The organism is Streptomyces sp. NPDC031049, from assembly GCF_055571015.1.
Genome location: NZ_JBVIGC010000012.1, coordinates 239,347 through 255,387 on the forward strand (window position 1 = coordinate 239,347; position 16,041 = coordinate 255,387).

At 73.9% G+C, this 16,041-nt stretch carries 18 protein-coding genes; 10 read left to right on the forward strand and 8 right to left on the reverse strand.

Annotation, left to right across the window (positions count from 1 at the left end; genetic code table 11):
• Positions 1 to 94: 94 nt before the first annotated feature.
• From ACZ45Q_RS21810 to ACZ45Q_RS21825, 4 genes are all read left to right on the forward strand, one after another.
• A complete protein-coding gene (locus ACZ45Q_RS21810; RefSeq protein ID WP_468263817.1) occupies positions 95 to 1,207 on the forward strand; it encodes a hypothetical protein in 1,113 nt (370 codons plus the stop codon).
• 194 nt (positions 1,208 to 1,401) lie between these two features.
• On the forward strand, positions 1,402 to 1,950 hold the full coding sequence (locus tag ACZ45Q_RS21815) for a (2Fe-2S)-binding protein (RefSeq protein WP_468263820.1): 549 nt from the start codon (positions 1,402 to 1,404) through the stop codon (positions 1,948 to 1,950).
• Positions 1,951 to 2,943 (forward strand): FAD binding domain-containing protein, encoded by a 993-nt coding sequence (locus ACZ45Q_RS21820; RefSeq protein ID WP_468263823.1) that lies wholly within the window; start codon positions 1,951 to 1,953, stop codon positions 2,941 to 2,943.
• A gap of 23 nt (positions 2,944 to 2,966) precedes the next feature.
• Positions 2,967 to 5,099 (forward strand): xanthine dehydrogenase family protein molybdopterin-binding subunit, encoded by a 2,133-nt coding sequence (locus ACZ45Q_RS21825; RefSeq protein WP_468263826.1) that lies wholly within the window; start codon positions 2,967 to 2,969, stop codon positions 5,097 to 5,099.
• 327 nt (positions 5,100 to 5,426) lie between these two features.
• On the opposite strand, the gene ACZ45Q_RS21830 is transcribed toward ACZ45Q_RS21825, so the two are convergent.
• Positions 5,427 to 6,782: a hypothetical protein gene (locus ACZ45Q_RS21830; RefSeq protein WP_468263829.1), complete on the reverse strand. Its 1,356-nt coding sequence runs from the start codon at positions 6,780 to 6,782 to the stop codon at positions 5,427 to 5,429.
• 212 nt (positions 6,783 to 6,994) lie between these two features.
• Between ACZ45Q_RS21830 and ACZ45Q_RS21835 the strand changes: the two genes are divergently transcribed.
• From ACZ45Q_RS21835 to tgmB, 3 genes are all read left to right on the forward strand, one after another.
• On the forward strand, positions 6,995 to 7,321 hold the full coding sequence (locus ACZ45Q_RS21835; protein WP_468263831.1) for a YkvA family protein: 327 nt from the start codon (positions 6,995 to 6,997) through the stop codon (positions 7,319 to 7,321).
• 133 nt (positions 7,322 to 7,454) lie between these two features.
• Positions 7,455 to 7,646, forward strand: a complete 192-nt coding sequence (gene tgmA / locus ACZ45Q_RS21840) for a putative ATP-grasp-modified RiPP (RefSeq protein ID WP_468263834.1) — start codon at positions 7,455 to 7,457, stop codon at positions 7,644 to 7,646.
• A 16-nt stretch (positions 7,647 to 7,662) separates the two neighbouring features.
• The gene (gene tgmB / locus ACZ45Q_RS21845) at positions 7,663 to 8,646 is read left to right on the forward strand and encodes an ATP-grasp ribosomal peptide maturase (RefSeq protein WP_468263837.1); all 984 of its coding nucleotides are present in this window, start codon (positions 7,663 to 7,665) and stop codon (positions 8,644 to 8,646) included.
• A gap of 78 nt (positions 8,647 to 8,724) precedes the next feature.
• Here tgmB and ACZ45Q_RS21850 read toward each other — a convergent pair whose 3' ends face one another.
• Positions 8,725 to 8,925 (reverse strand): hypothetical protein, encoded by a 201-nt coding sequence (locus ACZ45Q_RS21850; protein ID WP_468263840.1) that lies wholly within the window; start codon positions 8,923 to 8,925, stop codon positions 8,725 to 8,727.
• 110 nt (positions 8,926 to 9,035) lie between these two features.
• Positions 9,036 to 9,512 carry a hypothetical protein gene (locus ACZ45Q_RS21855; RefSeq protein WP_468263843.1) on the reverse strand — a complete coding sequence of 159 codons (477 nt, stop codon included), beginning with the start codon at positions 9,510 to 9,512 and terminating at the stop codon, positions 9,036 to 9,038.
• 195 nt (positions 9,513 to 9,707) lie between these two features.
• Here ACZ45Q_RS21855 and ACZ45Q_RS21860 point away from each other — a divergent pair, with 195 nt between their 5' ends.
• Complete coding sequence (locus ACZ45Q_RS21860) at positions 9,708 to 10,691, forward strand: GlxA family transcriptional regulator (RefSeq protein ID WP_468263846.1); 984 nt, start codon at positions 9,708 to 9,710, stop codon at positions 10,689 to 10,691.
• A 13-nt stretch (positions 10,692 to 10,704) separates the two neighbouring features.
• Here ACZ45Q_RS21860 and ACZ45Q_RS21865 read toward each other — a convergent pair whose 3' ends face one another.
• The 3 genes from ACZ45Q_RS21865 to ACZ45Q_RS21875 form a co-directional block, all read right to left on the reverse strand.
• Positions 10,705 to 10,965, reverse strand: a complete 261-nt coding sequence (locus ACZ45Q_RS21865) for a DUF5133 domain-containing protein (protein ID WP_468263849.1) — start codon at positions 10,963 to 10,965, stop codon at positions 10,705 to 10,707.
• Positions 10,966 to 11,142: 177 nt separating this feature from the next.
• Positions 11,143 to 11,688 (reverse strand): hypothetical protein, encoded by a 546-nt coding sequence (locus ACZ45Q_RS21870; RefSeq protein ID WP_468263852.1) that lies wholly within the window; start codon positions 11,686 to 11,688, stop codon positions 11,143 to 11,145.
• A gap of 27 nt (positions 11,689 to 11,715) precedes the next feature.
• The gene (locus ACZ45Q_RS21875; protein WP_468263855.1) at positions 11,716 to 12,204 is read right to left on the reverse strand and encodes an ATP-binding protein; all 489 of its coding nucleotides are present in this window, start codon (positions 12,202 to 12,204) and stop codon (positions 11,716 to 11,718) included.
• Between the two features lie 179 nt (positions 12,205 to 12,383).
• Between ACZ45Q_RS21875 and ACZ45Q_RS21880 the strand changes: the two genes are divergently transcribed.
• Positions 12,384 to 12,611, forward strand: a complete 228-nt coding sequence (locus ACZ45Q_RS21880) for a DUF397 domain-containing protein (RefSeq protein ID WP_468263857.1) — start codon at positions 12,384 to 12,386, stop codon at positions 12,609 to 12,611.
• Between the two features lie 113 nt (positions 12,612 to 12,724).
• The gene (locus ACZ45Q_RS21885; protein ID WP_468263859.1) at positions 12,725 to 13,654 is read left to right on the forward strand and encodes a helix-turn-helix domain-containing protein; all 930 of its coding nucleotides are present in this window, start codon (positions 12,725 to 12,727) and stop codon (positions 13,652 to 13,654) included.
• A gap of 120 nt (positions 13,655 to 13,774) precedes the next feature.
• On the opposite strand, the gene ACZ45Q_RS21890 is transcribed toward ACZ45Q_RS21885, so the two are convergent.
• Together ACZ45Q_RS21890 and ACZ45Q_RS21895 are read right to left on the reverse strand one after the other, a co-directional pair.
• Complete coding sequence (locus ACZ45Q_RS21890) at positions 13,775 to 14,593, reverse strand: SAM-dependent methyltransferase (protein ID WP_468263862.1); 819 nt, start codon at positions 14,591 to 14,593, stop codon at positions 13,775 to 13,777.
• Between the two features lie 170 nt (positions 14,594 to 14,763).
• Entirely contained in the window at positions 14,764 to 16,038 is a 1,275-nt protein-coding gene (locus ACZ45Q_RS21895) for an ABC transporter substrate-binding protein (protein ID WP_468263927.1), read from the reverse strand.
• Positions 16,039 to 16,041: the final 3 nt, after the last annotated feature.

Genomic DNA, 16,041 nt, shown 5'->3' on the forward strand with positions numbered 1-16,041 from the left:
GCGGACGGTCGTCCGGGCGGCCCCCCGGGTGATCCGCACCGGCCGGCGGCGACGATACTGGTCCCCGCACATGCCCCCGCCCCCCGATGGACTCATGCCGACCTCTTCCAGCGACCGCCCCTCGATTCCCCCCACGGTGTGGCTTGCGCGCGGCCGCCACGTCGGAGCCGACGCGGAGGAGGTGGTGCTGCGCACCCTGCGGGAGCGCAGGGACGGCGGAGACATCGACGACTTCCGGCAGCCGTCGCAGGACGACGGCAGCGCGGGCGCGCGCGTCCGCGAGGCGCGCTGGAGGGCGGAGCCCGGGCAGGTCACCGTGCGGGCCCGGCTCGTCCTGGCGCCCGCCTCGGCGGGCGGGCAGGAGTGGACGATGACGGCGGAGGCGGAGGAACCCTGGGACCCGCGGTGGCCGTCCCCCGCGACGGTGTTCTGGCCCGACGACCCCGACGTGCCCTGGGACCGCGACGCCGCCACGGGCCTGCGGATGCGCGGCCTGAACACCCTTCCCGAGGACGACAAGGCCGTACGGCGACTGCTGCGGGACGCCGCGCGGCACTCGTGGCAGATCCACGTCGTCGTCCACGAGGCGATGACCCCGGACCACCGCGGCCGGGTGCCCCTGGCCCGGTGGCTGCCTCCGGGCCTGCGGCACCGGGTGGTCGAGCACCGCGCCGCTCCGCAGCAGCTGCGGGTGGTGAACTGGGCGCTCCAGGACCACGGCGTCCAGCTGCCGCGCGGCGGCGCGGTGGTCCTGCCGGGCAGGCCGGCACCCCCGGACCACGACGCGGAGGCGTTCTCCGTCCGCACCGTCTTCCTCGACGGCTCCGAGCCCGCGGAGCTGATCGCGGCGGTGACGGCCTTCGCCGAGCTGGCCCGGCCGCTGCCGGAGGGCGCCGAGGAGGCCCTCACCGCGCTGCGCGAGGAGTGGGGGCTGCTGACCCTGGAGGAGGAGCTGGCCCGCGAACGGCGGCTGGTCGCGATGTACGCCGAGGCCCTGGAGGCCATGACGAACTCCCGTGACCTGTACCGGGAGGCCGCCGAACGCGCCAACGAGGCCCTGGCCGCCTACCGGGAGGCCGCCGAGGCGGCCGGTGCGGCCCCGCAGCCGCCCATGGAGCCACGCGTCCCGTCCCCGCTGCGCGGACTCACCCGCACGCTGGAGCGGCTCAGACGCACGGGAGAGGGCCCGACGGGGTCCCGCGACTGACGCGCGCCCCCGGCGGAGCGCGGAACCGGCCCCGCGTCCGCGCCGGGCACCCGTCGTCCGGCCGGCACCGCCGGGGCCGGTGCACGCCCGCGCGTCCCGCTCGTCGCTCCGCCACGGCCGAGCGACGTGTCACCCGGCGGAAGCTGGATACGCGGACGGGACAGCACGGCCCGTCCCGGAAGGTCATCGACGCCATGGACAGCCAGCACCCCACCGCCGTCACCGCCGGGTACCGCTCGGACACCACGCTGCGGGTGAACGGCAAACCGCACACCCTCACCGTCGACCACCGCCGCGTCCTGCTGGACCTCCTGCGGGAGGATCTCGGGCTGACGGGCGCCAAGAAGGGCTGCGACCACGGGCAGTGCGGCGCCTGTACGGTCCTGGTGGACGGGCGGCGCGTCAACAGCTGCCTGCTGTTCGCCGTGGCGCTCGACGGCTCGGAGGTCACCACCGTCGAAGGGCTCGCCGGTGACGGCGAGGAGCTGCATCCGGTGCAACGGGCGTTCCTGGAGCGGGACGCCTTCCAGTGCGGCTACTGCACCCCGGGCCAGATCTGCTCCGCGGTCGGCGCGCTCGCCGAGGCGGCGGCCGGTCACCCGTCCCATGTCACCGACCCCGCGACCCCCTCCGGTGCGCCGGTGCCGCTCGGCCGGGAGGAGATCCGGGAGCGGCTGAGCGGCAACCTGTGCCGGTGCGGCGCCTATCCGCGCATCGCCGACGCGGTGGAGGACGTGGTCTGAGTGAAGCCCTTCGCCTACGTACGGGCCGGCAGCGTGGAGGAGGCCACCGACGCGTTCGCCGCCCATCCCGGCGCCCGCTACCTCGGCGGCGGCACCAACCTCGTCGACCTGATGAAGCTCGGCGTGGAGACGCCCGCCGCCCTCGTCGACGTCACCGCCCTCCCGCTGGACGCGGTGGAGGAACTGCCCGACGGCGCGCTGCGGATCGGGGCCATGGTGCGCAACAGCGACCTCGCCGCGCATCCGGTCGTCCGGGACCGCTACCCCGTCCTGTCGCAGGCCCTGCTCGCCGGCGCCTCCGGCCAGTTGCGCAACGCCGCCACCACCGGCGGCAACCTGCTGCAACGCACCCGCTGCCCGTACTTCCAGGACCTGTCCAAGCCCTGCAACAAGCGGGAGCCCGGCACCGGCTGCGGCGCCCTGAAGGGCGTGCACCGCGACCACGCGGTGCTCGGGCACTCCGAGCACTGCATCGCCACCCACCCCTCGGACATGGCGGTGGCGCTGGCCGCGCTCGACGCCCGCGTGGAACTGTACGGACCCGACGGCGCCCGGGGCGTCGCCGCCGCCGACTTCCACCGGCTGCCGGGCGTGCATCCGGAGCGGGACACCGAGATCCGCCCCGGTGAACTGATCACCGGCGTGGTGCTGCCGGCGGCCACGGGCGGGCTGCCGTCGGTGTACCGCAAGGCCCGGGACCGGGCGTCGTACGCCTTCGCGCTGGCCTCCGTCGCCGCCGTGCTGCACGTCTCGGACGGCGTCGTGGACCGCGTCGGTCTCGCCTTCGGGGCGCTGGCGCACCGGCCGTGGCGGGCCCGCCGCGCCGAGGACGCGCTGCTGGGCGTGGCGCCCACGGCGGCGGCGTTCGAGCACGCCGTCGGCCTGGAACTGGCCCAGGCCGAGCCGCTGCGGGACAACGCCTACAAGGTGCCGCTGGCCCGGCGCCTGGCGCTGGACGTCCTGGGCCGGCTCACCACGCCCGCCCTGACCTGACCGGCCCTTTCAGGAGGGACCCCATGACAGGCACCGAGACCGCCCTGGGCGCTCCCGCCGAGCGCCGGGAGGGCCGCCAGAAGGTCACCGGGACCGCCCGGTACGCCGCCGAGCACGACGTGACCGGCCGCGCCCACGCCTGGCCCGTGCCGGCGACGGTCGCGCGGGGCCGGGTGACCGGCGTCGACGCCGGCCCGGCGCTCGCGCTGCCCGGTGTGCTCGCGGTCCTCACCCACGAGAACGCGCCGCGGATCGCGGAACCGGAGGACCCCGTCCTGGCGGTGCTCCAGGGACCCGGCGTGCCGCACCGCGGCTGGATCGTGGCCCTGGTGGTGGCCGAGACCCTGGAGGCGGCCCGGGACGGCGCCGCCGCTGTCCGCGTCACCTACGACGCCGAGGGCCACGACGTGACGCTCACCTCGTCCCATCCGGGGCTGTACGTCCCCGACGACGCCAACGGCGGCAACCCGGCGGTCAGCGAACGCGGTGAGCCGGACGCCGCGTTCGACTCCGCTCAGGTGCGCGTCGACGTCGAGTACCGGGTGCCGCCGCTGCACAACCACCCGATGGAGCCGCACGCGAGCACCGCCTGGTGGGACGGGGAGGACCGGCTCACCGTGCACACCTCCAGCCAGGGCACCAACGCCGTGCGCGAGGCGCTCGCCGGGATGTTCGGGCTGCCCGGGGAACGGATCACCGTGGTCGCCGAGCACGTGGGCGGCGGCTTCGGCTCCAAGGGCACACCCCGCCCCGACGCGGTGCTCGCGGCCATGGCGGCGCGGCACACGGGCCGCCCGGTCACCCTGGCCTTCCCGCGCCGGCTGCTGCCGCAGGTGGTCGGGCACCGCGCCCCCACCCTGCACCGGCTGCGCCTCGGCGCCGACCGGCAGGGGCGGCTGGCGTCCCTCGTGCACGACGTGGTGACGCACACCTCGCAGGTGAAGGAGTTCGTGGAACAGGCCGCCGTCCCGGCGCGCGTGATGTACGCCTCGCCGCACAGCCGTACCCGGCACCGGGTGGCGCGGCTGGACGTGCCCACGCCGTCGTGGATGCGCGCCCCCGGTGAGGCGCCCGGCATGTACGCCCTGGAGTCCGCCGTCGACGAACTGGCGTCCGCACTCGGTCTGGACCCGGTGGAGCTGCGGGTCCGCAACGAGCCGGAGAACGAGCCCGACAGCGGGCTGCCGTTCAGCAGCAGGCATGTCGTGGAGTGCCTGCGCGAGGGCGCCCGCCGCTTCGGCTGGGCCGACCGCGACCCGCGCCCGGGGGTGCGTGCCGCCGGGCCGCTGCTGATCGGGTCCGGGGTGGCCGCCGCGACCTACCCGGTCCTGGTGTCGCCGTCCACCGCGACGGTGCGGGCGCTGCCCGACGGCGGCTTCCTCGTGCGGACCAACGCCACCGACATCGGCACCGGGGCGCGGACGGTGCTCGCGCAGGTCGCGGCCGACGCCCTCGGGGTGCCCGCGGAGCGGGTCCGGACCGAGGTGGGCAGCAGCGAGCTGCCGGCGGCACCGCTGGCCGGGGGTTCCTCGGGGACGGCGTCCTGGGGCTGGGCCGTCCACCGGGCGTGCACGCGGCTGAGGGAGCATCTGGCGGAGCACCCGGGTCCGCTGCCCGAGGGCGGGATCGAGGCGAGCGCCGACACCAGCGGCGAGGCCGACGCCGAGGTCCCCTGGGCCCGGCACGCCTTCGGCGCGCACTTCGCCGAGGTCACCGTCGACACGGTCACCGGCGAGGTCCGGGTGCGGCGGCTGCTGGGCGTCTACGCCGCCGGACGCATCCTCAACGCCCGTACCGCACGGTCCCAGTTCGTGGGCGGCATGACCATGGGGCTGGGCATGGCGCTCACCGAGGACAGCACCGTGGACCCCGCGTTCGGCGACTTCACCGAGTCCGACCTGGCGTCGTACCACGTGCCCGCGCACGCCGACGTCCTGGACGTGCAGGCGCACTGGGTGCCGGAGGACGACCCCCATCTCAACCCCATGGGCAGCAAAGGGATCGGCGAGATCGGCATCGTGGGCACGGCGGCGGCCATCGGCAACGCCGTCCACCACGCGACGGGCATCCGCTTCCGCGAACTCCCCCTGACCCCGGACCGGGTGCTCACCGCCCTGCTCGCCCACGAGCCCCCGCCGGGCACGTTCGGCGCGTGACCGGCCCGGCCCCGGGCTGCCCGGGCGGGCTTCCGGGGCCGCGGGGGCGAGGGCGCGGCCGGTGCGCCTCGGCCACGGTCCGGGCGGCGGTGCCCGCCCGGACCGGCCGACCGGCGCACGACCTCATGGGGCCACCCCCGCACCCGTCATCCACCCACCGCACCAAACCCTGCGTCGGCCGGCGCGTCCGTCCTCGCGCCCCGGCGCGCCACAGCCGTTGGCCTCGTTCCCCCCGGACCGCCGCGCCCCGGCCGCCGTCGGCTGGGCCGGGGCGGGCGGGGCGTCGGGTGGGCGTCCGGGGCCGTGTGGGCCAGGGGCGACGGGCGGTCAGTCAGCCGGCCGGCCGGCTCCGGTCGTCTGCCGGGGCTGCCAGCGGTTGCCGGCGGCCTGCCAGGCCACCCGTACGCACAGCGCGGTCAGTGCCACCAGCGACGCGGCCACCGCGATGGCGACGGCCACCCAGCTCGGTGCCAGCGTCAGGTCGGTCACCCGGGAAAGCCGGGCCGACGGTGTGACGCCGCCGTACAGCTTGGCCGCGGCCAGACCGGCCGGTGCCACCACGGCCGCGGCGAGCACCGGCACCGCCGGACGCACCGTCAGCAGCAGGGCGAGGACCAGGCAGAGCGCCGACAGGCCGAGCGCGAGGGCGTAGACGCGGACCGATGCACCGTCAGGGTGCGGCGGGAAAAATGCGACCCCGCATCCGGCGAGCGCCGCGACGGCGAGCCAGGTCGGCCAGGAGCCCCGGTGGGCCGGCCGCCGCGGCTCACGCCGTACGTCCTCGCGCCTCTCGTCGCGCGCGTCATGGCGCATGTCCCCGCGCGTGTCCCGGCGGACTGCCCCGGTGCGGCGGCCGGTGTCGCGGCGCCGGTCGTCGCGCACGTCCGGATCGTCCTCGCGGGCGTCCTGCCGCGACTCGCGCCAGGCCGTCCGGACCCGCCGCGAGGACCGGCGGCGTTCGCGGCCGGACCGGCCCGTGCCGGTGCCGGCGCCCTGCCGCTCCGTGCGGTCCGGGTCGTCGGCCTGCTCGGTCCGCTGCGGCTCGCCCTCCGGCCAGTCGGTGCGCTCCCGCCGCTCCTCGGCGAGCCGCCCGATGAGCTGGACGAGTTCCTCCACGGGGCGTCCGGTGGCGGCGGCCCGTACGGCCTCCTGCCCGCAGTGCGGTTGCAGGGGCGTCCGGTGCAGCAGCGCCATCAGCCGGGTCACGTCCTCCACCGACCGGCACTCGGCCGCGGCGCGGATCGCCTCGTCGGCGCTGTCCGGGTGGCGGGGCGGTCGGGTCAGCAGCCCGACGAGCCGGGTGACGTCCTCCACCGACCGGTTGACGCCCACCGCCCGCAACGCGTCGACCGTCGCCTCCGCGTACTCGGGCGACTGCTCCAGCATGGTGATCAGGGCGACGACCTCCTCCAGCGGCCGGTCGGCCACGGCGGCGCGCACCAGGTCGCCGACCGGATCGCCGTACGGCGCCGCCGTGTCCCGGCGGGCGGGGGGTGCCTCGTCGCGGGGCGGCTCGGCGGGCTCCGGCCGCGGCTCCCGCGCGGCGGTGGCCCGGGGGCCGGGGCCGGTGTCCGGCGAGTGCACCGTGTGGGTGCCGGTGGCTGTGGTGGTCTCGGCGGTCGGCAGGTCCACGGTGCCTATGGCGTACTCGTCCGAACGGGGTGTCGATGAGTCGGTAGTCATGGTCTGCTCCGTCTGTGGGGGGTGCGGCCGCTCCTGCGTCCCCGACATGCGACACGCGACTTCGTGGTGACCATTACTAAGCGCCCCTGTCCAGGGCTGCCACTCGGACGGGCCACAGGGATGAGTCGCCCGGACGGAAGCCATATGTGTGCCGCAAAGGGGAATCCCGTAAAGGACGCGTGCGCAACGGCACTCACCACAAGGAGGGGCGGGTGGATACGACCACAGCGGTGATCGTCGTGGCGGTGTCGCTCGCGGCGGTCGTCCTCGCGCTGGCCGTCACCGTCCTGGTGCGGCTGGTCCGGACCCGGCGGGACCTGCGGCGGGCCGGGCTGCCCACCGGACCGCGCTGGGTCTTCTGGGGGGCCGTCCTCTATCTCGTCCTGCCGACGGACCTGGTGCCCGACCCGGTGTACCTGGACGACGTCGGCGTTCTCCTGCTCGCTCTGCGCGGTGTGCACGGCTCCCTCGGCCGGCGGGGGCGCCGCACCACCCCGCGGCGGCTGACCGCGAACGCTGGGCGTGATCACTCTGCGTGATACTACGCAGAGTAAGGAAACCATTCACCCGTTCGATTCGTATAAGTCTCTGGAAGCCGAAGGAAGTCGGCGGACCAGGCGACGGCGCAGCTGGACCATCGCTTGATCGGCGAGCACCGACGAGGGAGAGACGATGCAACCGTTCGCGCTCAACTACGCACGTCCCGCTACGGAGTTGGAAGCCGCCACTCCGTACGTCTACGACTCCGGGCTGCAGTTGAACGTGCTCCTCGACGGCCGGGTGGCGGCTCATGACCACGCCCTGCTCAGGGAGCTGGGGACCACGACCTCCACGGCGGGCTCGAAGACTCACTTCGACGACTGAACGCGGACCGCCGACGATGACGGTGTTGATCCTGACCTGTGAAGAGGACGTCACCGCGGACATGGTGGTCGTGCACCTGAACGCGACGGGGGTTCCGGTGGTCCGGCTGGATCCGGCCGACCTGACCGGTTCCGTCGCCCTGTCCGGGGAGTACGTGCACGGGTCCTTCCGCGGCCATCTGTCCTCCGGCGGGCGGCTGGTGAGCATCGGCGGGCTGCGCTCCGTGTGGGTGCGCCGCCCGGGTGTCCCGGCCACCCGGGCTCCCGAGCCGTCCGCCTGGCTGACGGAGGAGTCCGCACAGGCGCTCTACGGCATGCTGCGCGGCTCGGGGGCCCGCTGGATGAACCATCCGGACGCCGCCCGCCGGGCCCGTCACAAGCCGTGGCAGCTGCGGCTGGCGCAGACTGCCGGCCTGCCGGTGCCGGCCACGCTGATCACGACGTTCCCGCGGGCGGCGCGGGAGTTCGCGGACCGGTATCCGGACCTGGTGGTCAAACCGGTGTCGGGGGCGCATCCGCAGGACCCGCCCCGGGCGGTGCCGACCAGCAGGGTCTCACCGGAGACGGACTTCTCCGCCGTGGCCTTCGGACCGACGCTGCTCCAGCGGCGGGTGCCCAAACGCGCCGACATCCGGCTCACGGCCGTGGGCGAGAGGCTGCTGGCCGCCCGCAAGGCGACCGCGGCGGACGCCGACCCGGCGGAGGTGGACGTCCGGTTCGCCGAGTCCCCGGAGCCGTGGCGCCCGGTCGACGTGCCGCCGCGCGTCGCCGAGGCCGTCCGGGAGTACGTCCGTGGCGCCCGGCTCGCCTACGGCGCCTTCGACTTCGCCGAGGACCGGGACGGTACCTGGTGGTTCCTCGAGTGCAACCAGTCGGGGCAGTTCGGCTTCGTCGAGGTGGACACCGGCCAGCCGATCGCCCGCACCATCGCCGAGTGGCTGGCCCGGCCGGAGACACCGGAACCGGTCCGGCTGGGCTGCGACGGCCGGACGGTCACCTGACCGGCGACGGCCCGCCTGACCGGCGACGACAGACGGGGCGCCGGTACGGCCCCGGCACCCACGGTGCCGCCGGCGCGGTCAGTCCGGGCGCGACCCGGGCAGCGTCCCGGCGCGCTGCCAGCCGTTGCCGGGGGACGGTGGGCGCCCGCCGGGCGCGTGCCGTGGGCGCATGACGACCTCCAGTTCCCTGCTCACGCGCTCGGCCTCCCTGCGCACCTGCGCGGGGACGTCGCCGCATTCGGCGACCAGTCGGTCGTAGATGGGGGAATCCTGGAACACCCGTCAACGTGCCTTTCGTGTCGTCAGCTCCTGAGCGTCAGGCGCGACTGAGCAGTCTAGGGGGCCGCTCACCCGGCGGGGCGCGTTCCGTCCAGGAGGTGACGGACCGCTCACGCTCCCGTCGTGGACCCCGGCCGGACGATCATGAGTACGGTGACCGTGGCCCACAGCAGGTTGAACACCCCGGTGAACATGGCGAGTCGGACGGTACCGGCCCGTTCGACCGGCTCCCGGGCGGTCAGCCGGTCGAGGAGTTCCTCCTGACGGGGAAGGACGAACGCCAGCAGGACGGCGGCCGCCGCGGCCGTCAGCGTCATGGAGACCATGAGCCAGGCGTCGCCCAGGACCCCCATGGCGAGCGCGGTGGCGAGGCCGAGCACCGGCACCGCGACACCGAGTCCCGCGTAGACCCGGCAGATGCGGTGCAGCAGCCGTACCGTGCCCACTCCCCCGCCGGTGCCGTCCGCGCCCGCCTGGGGCAGGGCCGCACGGCGGACCGCCGGCGGGAACATGCTCGCCGCGACGGTGACGGGGCCGACGGCGACGATGGCGGCCAGGACGTGCAGGGACAGCAGGAACTTGGTCATCGGTGGGGTCTCCGGAAAAGAACGTGGCGCGAAGATCGGAGCCCCCACGCTAGGAAGACTCCGCGAGATCCCACAGAGGCGGAAACGACAGCTTCCAACGGATTCTCGCCAACGGGCCTCACCAGGCACCTTCTCCCGGCCACCGCTCACCGCCCAGCTCCCGTGCGTGGCCGGAACACCCCTATCGTGGCGGGCATGCACACCGTGGCGATCCTGGTCCTCGACGACGTGGTGCCCTTCGACATGGCGACGCCGATGCAGGCCTTCGACTGGACGCGGCTGCCCGACGGGCGCAGTCCGTACCGGGTCCGGCTGTGCGCGGAGTCCCCCGAGGTGCGCACGGCCGGCCTGGGGCTGCGGATCGACCTGGGGCTCGACGCCCTCCGGGACGCCGACACGATCATCGTCCCGGGCCGTTCCGAGGAGTCCGGCCCGCCCTCCGGCCGGGTCCTGGACGCCCTGCGGCGCGCCGCCGGGGCCGGTACGCGGATCGCGTCCGTGTGCGTGGGGGCCTTCGTCCTGGCGGAGGCCGGGCTGCTGGACGGGTTGCGTGCCACCACCCACTGGATCGCGGCCGAGGAGCTGGCCCGCCGCTTCCCCGGGGTCGAGGTGCAGCCGGACGTGCTGTACGTGGACAACGGGCAGATCCTCACCTCGGCGGGCGCCGCCGCCGGGCTGGACATGTGCCTGCACATGATCCGCCGGGACCTGGGCTCGGCCGTCGCCGCGCAGGCCGCCCGGATGTGCGTCATGCCGCTGGAACGGGAGGGCGGGCAGGCCCAGTTCATCGTGCACGAGCATCCGCCGGTGCCGCGCGGCTCGGAGCTGGAGTCCGTACTTCAGTGGATCGAGGACAACCTCGCCCGGGAGGTGACCCTCGCGGCGATGGCGGCGCGCTCGGGCATGAGCGAGCGCACCTTCAGCCGGCGGTTCCGCGAGCAGACCGGCACCACACCGTTGCAGTGGGTACTCCGGGCCCGGGTGCGGCGGGCGCAGTACCTGCTGGAGAACACCGACCACCCGGTCGAACGGATCGCCCGGCAGGCGGGGTTCGGGTCCCCCACCGCGCTGCGGGAGCGGTTCCGCCGGGTGGTCGGCACCACGCCGCACGCCTACCGTGCGGCGTTCCACGGCGGATCGGCCACGTCGGCGGACCGCTCCCGGGGACGGGACCGGTGACGGAGCGCGGCGGTCAGACCGCCAGCGACAGGTCGCTGTCGCCGCCCTGGTCCGCCCGCTCTCCGGTGGTGCGGCACCCCTTGGCGAGCAGCAGGGCGTCCGCCCGCTCCACCGCGTCGTGGATGCTGGTCGTCCCCATCATCACGCACAGCGTGTAGCTGACGTCGGCCAGCTCGCGCGCCGCCGCCGGCCTCTCCCGTTCCGCCTGAGCGATCCGCAGTGACGCGTAGCGCGTCAGCAACTCCCTGACGACCTTCGGGTCCGGTACGAGCACGAAGCGCCCCTCTCTCGATTTTCGCTGCGTATGCCCGGTCCCGGCCGGAACATACACACCGTGCGCAGGTGCGCTCGCAATTGACGAGAAACAGTCGCTCGCCGACCTGCCGAACCGATCTGTCGGACCGATCTGCCGACCGGCCAGGGCACATGGCGGACGCCGGCCCGGTCCCCGCTACTCCCCCAGGGTACGGGCCAGTTCGGTGCTGGCGCGGGCGACCTCGGTGTCGTCCTCGGTCAGCAGCCGCTGGAGGTCGCCGCGCCGGGCGTGGACGGCCTGCCGCGCGGCGCGTTCCCACACCACGGGGTTCTCACGGTGGTTGAGAAGCTTGGGGTACACGGCGGCGGTGCTCTCCCACTGCCGGGCGTCGGCGATGTTCCTCAGCAGCTGGATGATCTGCGCCCGGCAGCGGACCTCGGGGCGCTGGGCCAGGTCCCACAGGAAGGGAACGGTGGCGGCGGTCGCCTGCTCGACGACGAACCCGTACTGGCAGATCCGGCGGCGCAGGTCGGCGAGGGCGGCCCGGGCGGTCTCGGTGTCGCCCCAGGCGATGCTGTGCAGCAGCCGTGGGATGGCCGCGGCGGAGCCGCTGGAGTCCTGGATCTCACCCCAGGGCACCTGGTCGAGGCCGGCGAGGGGGGCGGTCCGGGCGCGTCCGGGGGGCGGCGTGCGACGGTCGGCGCGTTGCGTGCTCGGCTGGTGGGTCGGAGCAGTACGCATGGGGGGGCCTTTCCGCGGCAGTGGGGGTCAGGGCAGGGGGCGGGTCGACAGCGTGGCCCATACGGTCTTGCCGACGGGGGGCCGGGGGACCCAGCCCCACTCGTCGGCCAGGGCGTCGACGATGCACAGCCCGCGGCCGTGCTCACGCAGGGCGGCGTCGTCGGGCGGTGCGGGCACGGGAGCGCCGTCCCCGTGGTCCGAGACGGTCAGCGTCAGGAACCCCGGGTTCAGGGCGAGTCCGAGCCCGATCTCGCCCGCGCCGGGTGCCGCCGCGGGCATCGCGTGCGCCGCGGCGTTCGAGGCCAGCTCGGTGACGACCAGGACGGCGTCGTCGCAGCGGTGGTCCAGCGCCCAGTCGCGCAGCGTGTCCCGGGTGAACGTCCGGGCACGGGCGAAGCCCTCGGCACTGCACGGGACGCGAAGGGTCACGGGCACCGGGCCGGGCCGGCTCACCTCGCCTGCCGCCGGGGCGGGTTCGCTCCAGGTCCGGAGCGTCGGGTGCGCAGGTGATGACACGGCATCTCCTCGATGCGACGTCAGATCGGGGCGTCTCCAGGGGGGTTGACGCCACGGCTATTATCCACGCTGACAGCGCTCGCGTGCAATTGCACGAGAAATTGCGCGGAAAATCGGCTGGGAGCGGGTGCGAGCGGGAAGGCTCGTACCACTTCCCCGAAAGAGGCAAGGAGACTGCGGTGCCACCAGTGCGGAACGGAGTGCGGGCCAGCTCGTTGGACGCCCGCTGGACGAAGAGCCGGCACAGCAACGCCGAGGGCAACTGCGTGGAGGTCGCCTTGGTGGACGGGGGCGTCGCGCTGCGCAACTCCCGCTACCCCGACGGCCCGGCGCTCGTCTACACCCCGGCGGAGGTGGCGGCCTTCCTGGCGGGGGCCAAGGACGGGGAGTTCGACCACCTGCTCTGAGCGCACGGCGGCGACTGGATCGGTCAACTACCCGATGTGGCCGACAGGATGCGGCGCGGCCGACGGGATGAGATAGTGTATGTCTCGAGTCTGCCGGTCTGCTGGGAGTCAGGATGTCCGCCGCGTCGCATCGCCTCTCCCGTCTCGAACCCTATCTGGACCGGCCCGAGCCGGCTCCGACCCTGCTGAAGATGCTCGTCGGCGTGCAGCTGGCGGGTTTCCGCGAGGACGCCGGTCTGTCGCAGGACCAGGCCGCCCGCGAGCTGGGGTTCAGTGCGGCGAAGCTGTCCCGTATCGAGTCGGGCAAGGGCCGCAGGCCTCCGGCGGAGTCCGACGTCCGCGCGCTGCTGCGGCTGTACGGCACGGACGAGTACGAGGCCTCGGTCCTGCTCAAGCTGCTGAAGCGGGCCGGCGAGCCCGGCTGGTGGCAGCGGTACGACAAGCGACTGATGCCGGAGTGGTTCGACCGGCTCGTCGGGCTCCAGGAGGCCGCGGCGACCATCCGTACCTTCGAGATCCAGTACGTCCCGGGCCTGCTCCAGACCCCGGCGTACACCCGTGCCGTGGTCGAACGCGGACTGCCGAACGCCCCCGCCAGTGAGGTGGAGCGGCGGGTCGAGCTGCGGATGCGCCGGGCGCGGCTGCTGGACCGGGTGGACGCGCCGCAGCTGTGGGCGGTCATCGACGAGTCGGTGCTGCTGCGTGTGCTGGGCAGTCCCGCCGTCATGCGTGAGCAGTTGGCGCATCTGGTGGAGATGGCCGAGCGGCCCCGGGTGTCCCTCCAGATCGTGCCCCTGGACGTGACGAACGCGTCGGCGCCCGCGATTCCGGTGGCCTATCTGCGGTTCTGGGGAGCCGACCTGCCCGACGTGGTGTACCTGGAGCACATCAGGAGCGCCAACTTCCTCGAGGACCGCGACGAGACCGAGGAGTACCGCGTCGCGCTGGACCGGCTGGCCGACGAGGCGCTGACACCGCGCGAGTCCATCGAGCTGCTGCGCAAGACGATGGACGAGCGCTACCCCGAGGTCCCCGAGGTCTGACACCCCTGGGGCGCGCGCCCCTGCGGTCGGAGACCCGGGGCCGGGAACGCATCGGGCCCGTCACGAGGACGGGCCCGCCGTGGGTGTACCGGTCCGACCCTGCGGGTGGACCGGTCGGACTCAGACGAGGCGGCCGACGCCGCCGAACTCGATCCACTCCTGGGTGGCCTGACGGGGTGCCACCTCGTTGTCCGGTCGCCAGTTGGAGACCTCCACCAGGCCGGGTTCGAGGATCTCCATGCCCTCGAACCACTCCGCGACGTCCTTCTCCTCGCGGACCCGGCCCCAGTGGCCCTGCGTGGCCTGGTCCATGAAGTTGGTGACGGACTCGCGGACCTCGGGGTCGTCGCTGACGAGCTGGCACATCACGGCGTAGCTGCCGGGCACGAGCCGCTCGGTGACCCGGCGGACGACGGCCGTCGGGCCGTCGGTCTCGCTGTCCGGGATGCAGTGGAACACCGAGTTGAACAGCACCGCCACCGGCTCCGAGAAGTCGATCAGGCGCTGGGTGTCCGGGTGCGAGAAGATCTGGTCGGTCGCGCGCATGTCCGCGTGGATGACCGCGGTCTGGTCGTTCTGGTCGAGCAGCGCGCGGCCGTGGACCAGAACCATCGGGTCGTTGTCGACGTAGACGACGCGGGCCTTGGGGTCGATGCTCTGGGCGACCTGGTGCACGTTGTCCTGGGTGGGCAGGCCGGAGCCGTGGTCCAGGAACTGGCGGATGCCGTACTCCTGGGTGAGGATCCGGACCACGCGCTTGAGGAAGCGCCGGTTGTTCAGGGCCAGCGCGCGGGTGCTGGGGACGACCTTGTCGAGTTCCTCGACCGCCGCGCGGTCCGCGGCGTAGTTGTCCTTGCCGCCGAGGTAGTAGTCGTACATACGAGCGGCTGTCGGCACGTTGGCGTTGATCTCCGTGGACAGCTGCTTGTCGGCTTGCATCTTTCCCCCAGCTCCGTACGGCACCAACTGCACTGACAGTACGAAGAGTACAACGTGAGGAAGGTCTCGTTCACCGAATCGGCAAGACGTTTGCGAGCCCCGGGGAACCGGCGGTGGGGCGGCCTGCGCGCCGCGGGACCCGCCGGTCCTCCGCACGAGTTGACTCCGTGTCAGCCCCGCGACCTCAGGTACTCCTCGGCGCCGGGCACCTCCTGGGCGTCCTCGGCGACCACCAGGCCGCCCACGGCCTTCTTGTCGGGCTTGAGCACGTAGGACGACGTGCTGGCGGGCCGGGAGACGTCGGTGAAGTCCTGCGGGGTGCCGAGGCCGGTGTCGGCGTCGTCCTGCGAGCGGTGCGCCTGGACCAGGTCCTTGCGGGTCAGGCCGCCCAGTGCGCACGCCTTCTTCAGGTCCTCGCCCATCACCTGGGCGGCGTTGTACCCGGAGAGCACACCGGAGTCGACCGGGGAGTCCGGGTACTTCTTCTTGTACGCCGCGACCATCTTCTCCACGCCCGGGATGTCCGCGCTGACCGCCGGAGCGGCGCTGACCACGTGCAGCATGCCCTCCAGCGCCGCCGCCGCGGGCGTCTCCATCAGCTGCGGGGCGTACCCCGGGGCGCTGCTGACGACCGGCACCTTCAGACCGCGGGAGGCGGCGACGCCGACGAGGGAGGCGGTCTGGGCGGGGCCGGCGCTGATCAGGATGGCCTTGACGCCGGCCTGGCGCAGGGCGGACACCTGGGCGGACAGGTCGGTGTCGGTGGCCTTGATCTTCTGGCCGACCACCGTCATCCCGGCCCGCCTCGCGGCCCACTCGGAGCCTTCGAGGGCGTTGGTGCCGTAGTCGCCCTCGAAGTAGACGTGACCGATCTTGTCGCCCTTGGCGAGTTTCTTGGTGCGGGTGAGGAACTCGACGGCGGCGATCATGTCGATGTCGTAGGTGGTGCCGAGGACCTGGACGGAGTCCTTGCCCAGCAGCGAGGCGGCCCAGGCCTGCGGGAAGGTCAGCACCTGGTCGCGTTCGATGTCGTCGAGCAGGGCCGCGACCACCGGCGAGCCGATGACCTGGGGCATCGCGACGACGTCCGGGGAGATGTCGGCGTAGGCGGTGACGGCCTTCTGCACGTCGTAGCCGTGGTCCTTGACGACGATCTCGACCTTGCGTTCACAGATGCCGCCGTCGGCGTTGACCTCGTCGGCCCACATCTGCTGGGCCTGCACGATGCTCTTGCCGAGGGTGGCGTAGGGCCCGGTGAGGTCGGTCAGCGCGCCGAGTCTGATCGTGTCGGCGCTGATGCCGGGGCCGGTCTTGACGCCGTCGGCGCCGTCGCCGCCGCCGTTGCCGTCGTCCGCCTTGGAGCTGCATCCGGTGCCCGCGAGCAGGACGGCGGCCAGGGCCGCGGCGAGGGCGGTGCGGGTGGTGCGGGGCCTGGGGTGGTGCATGGG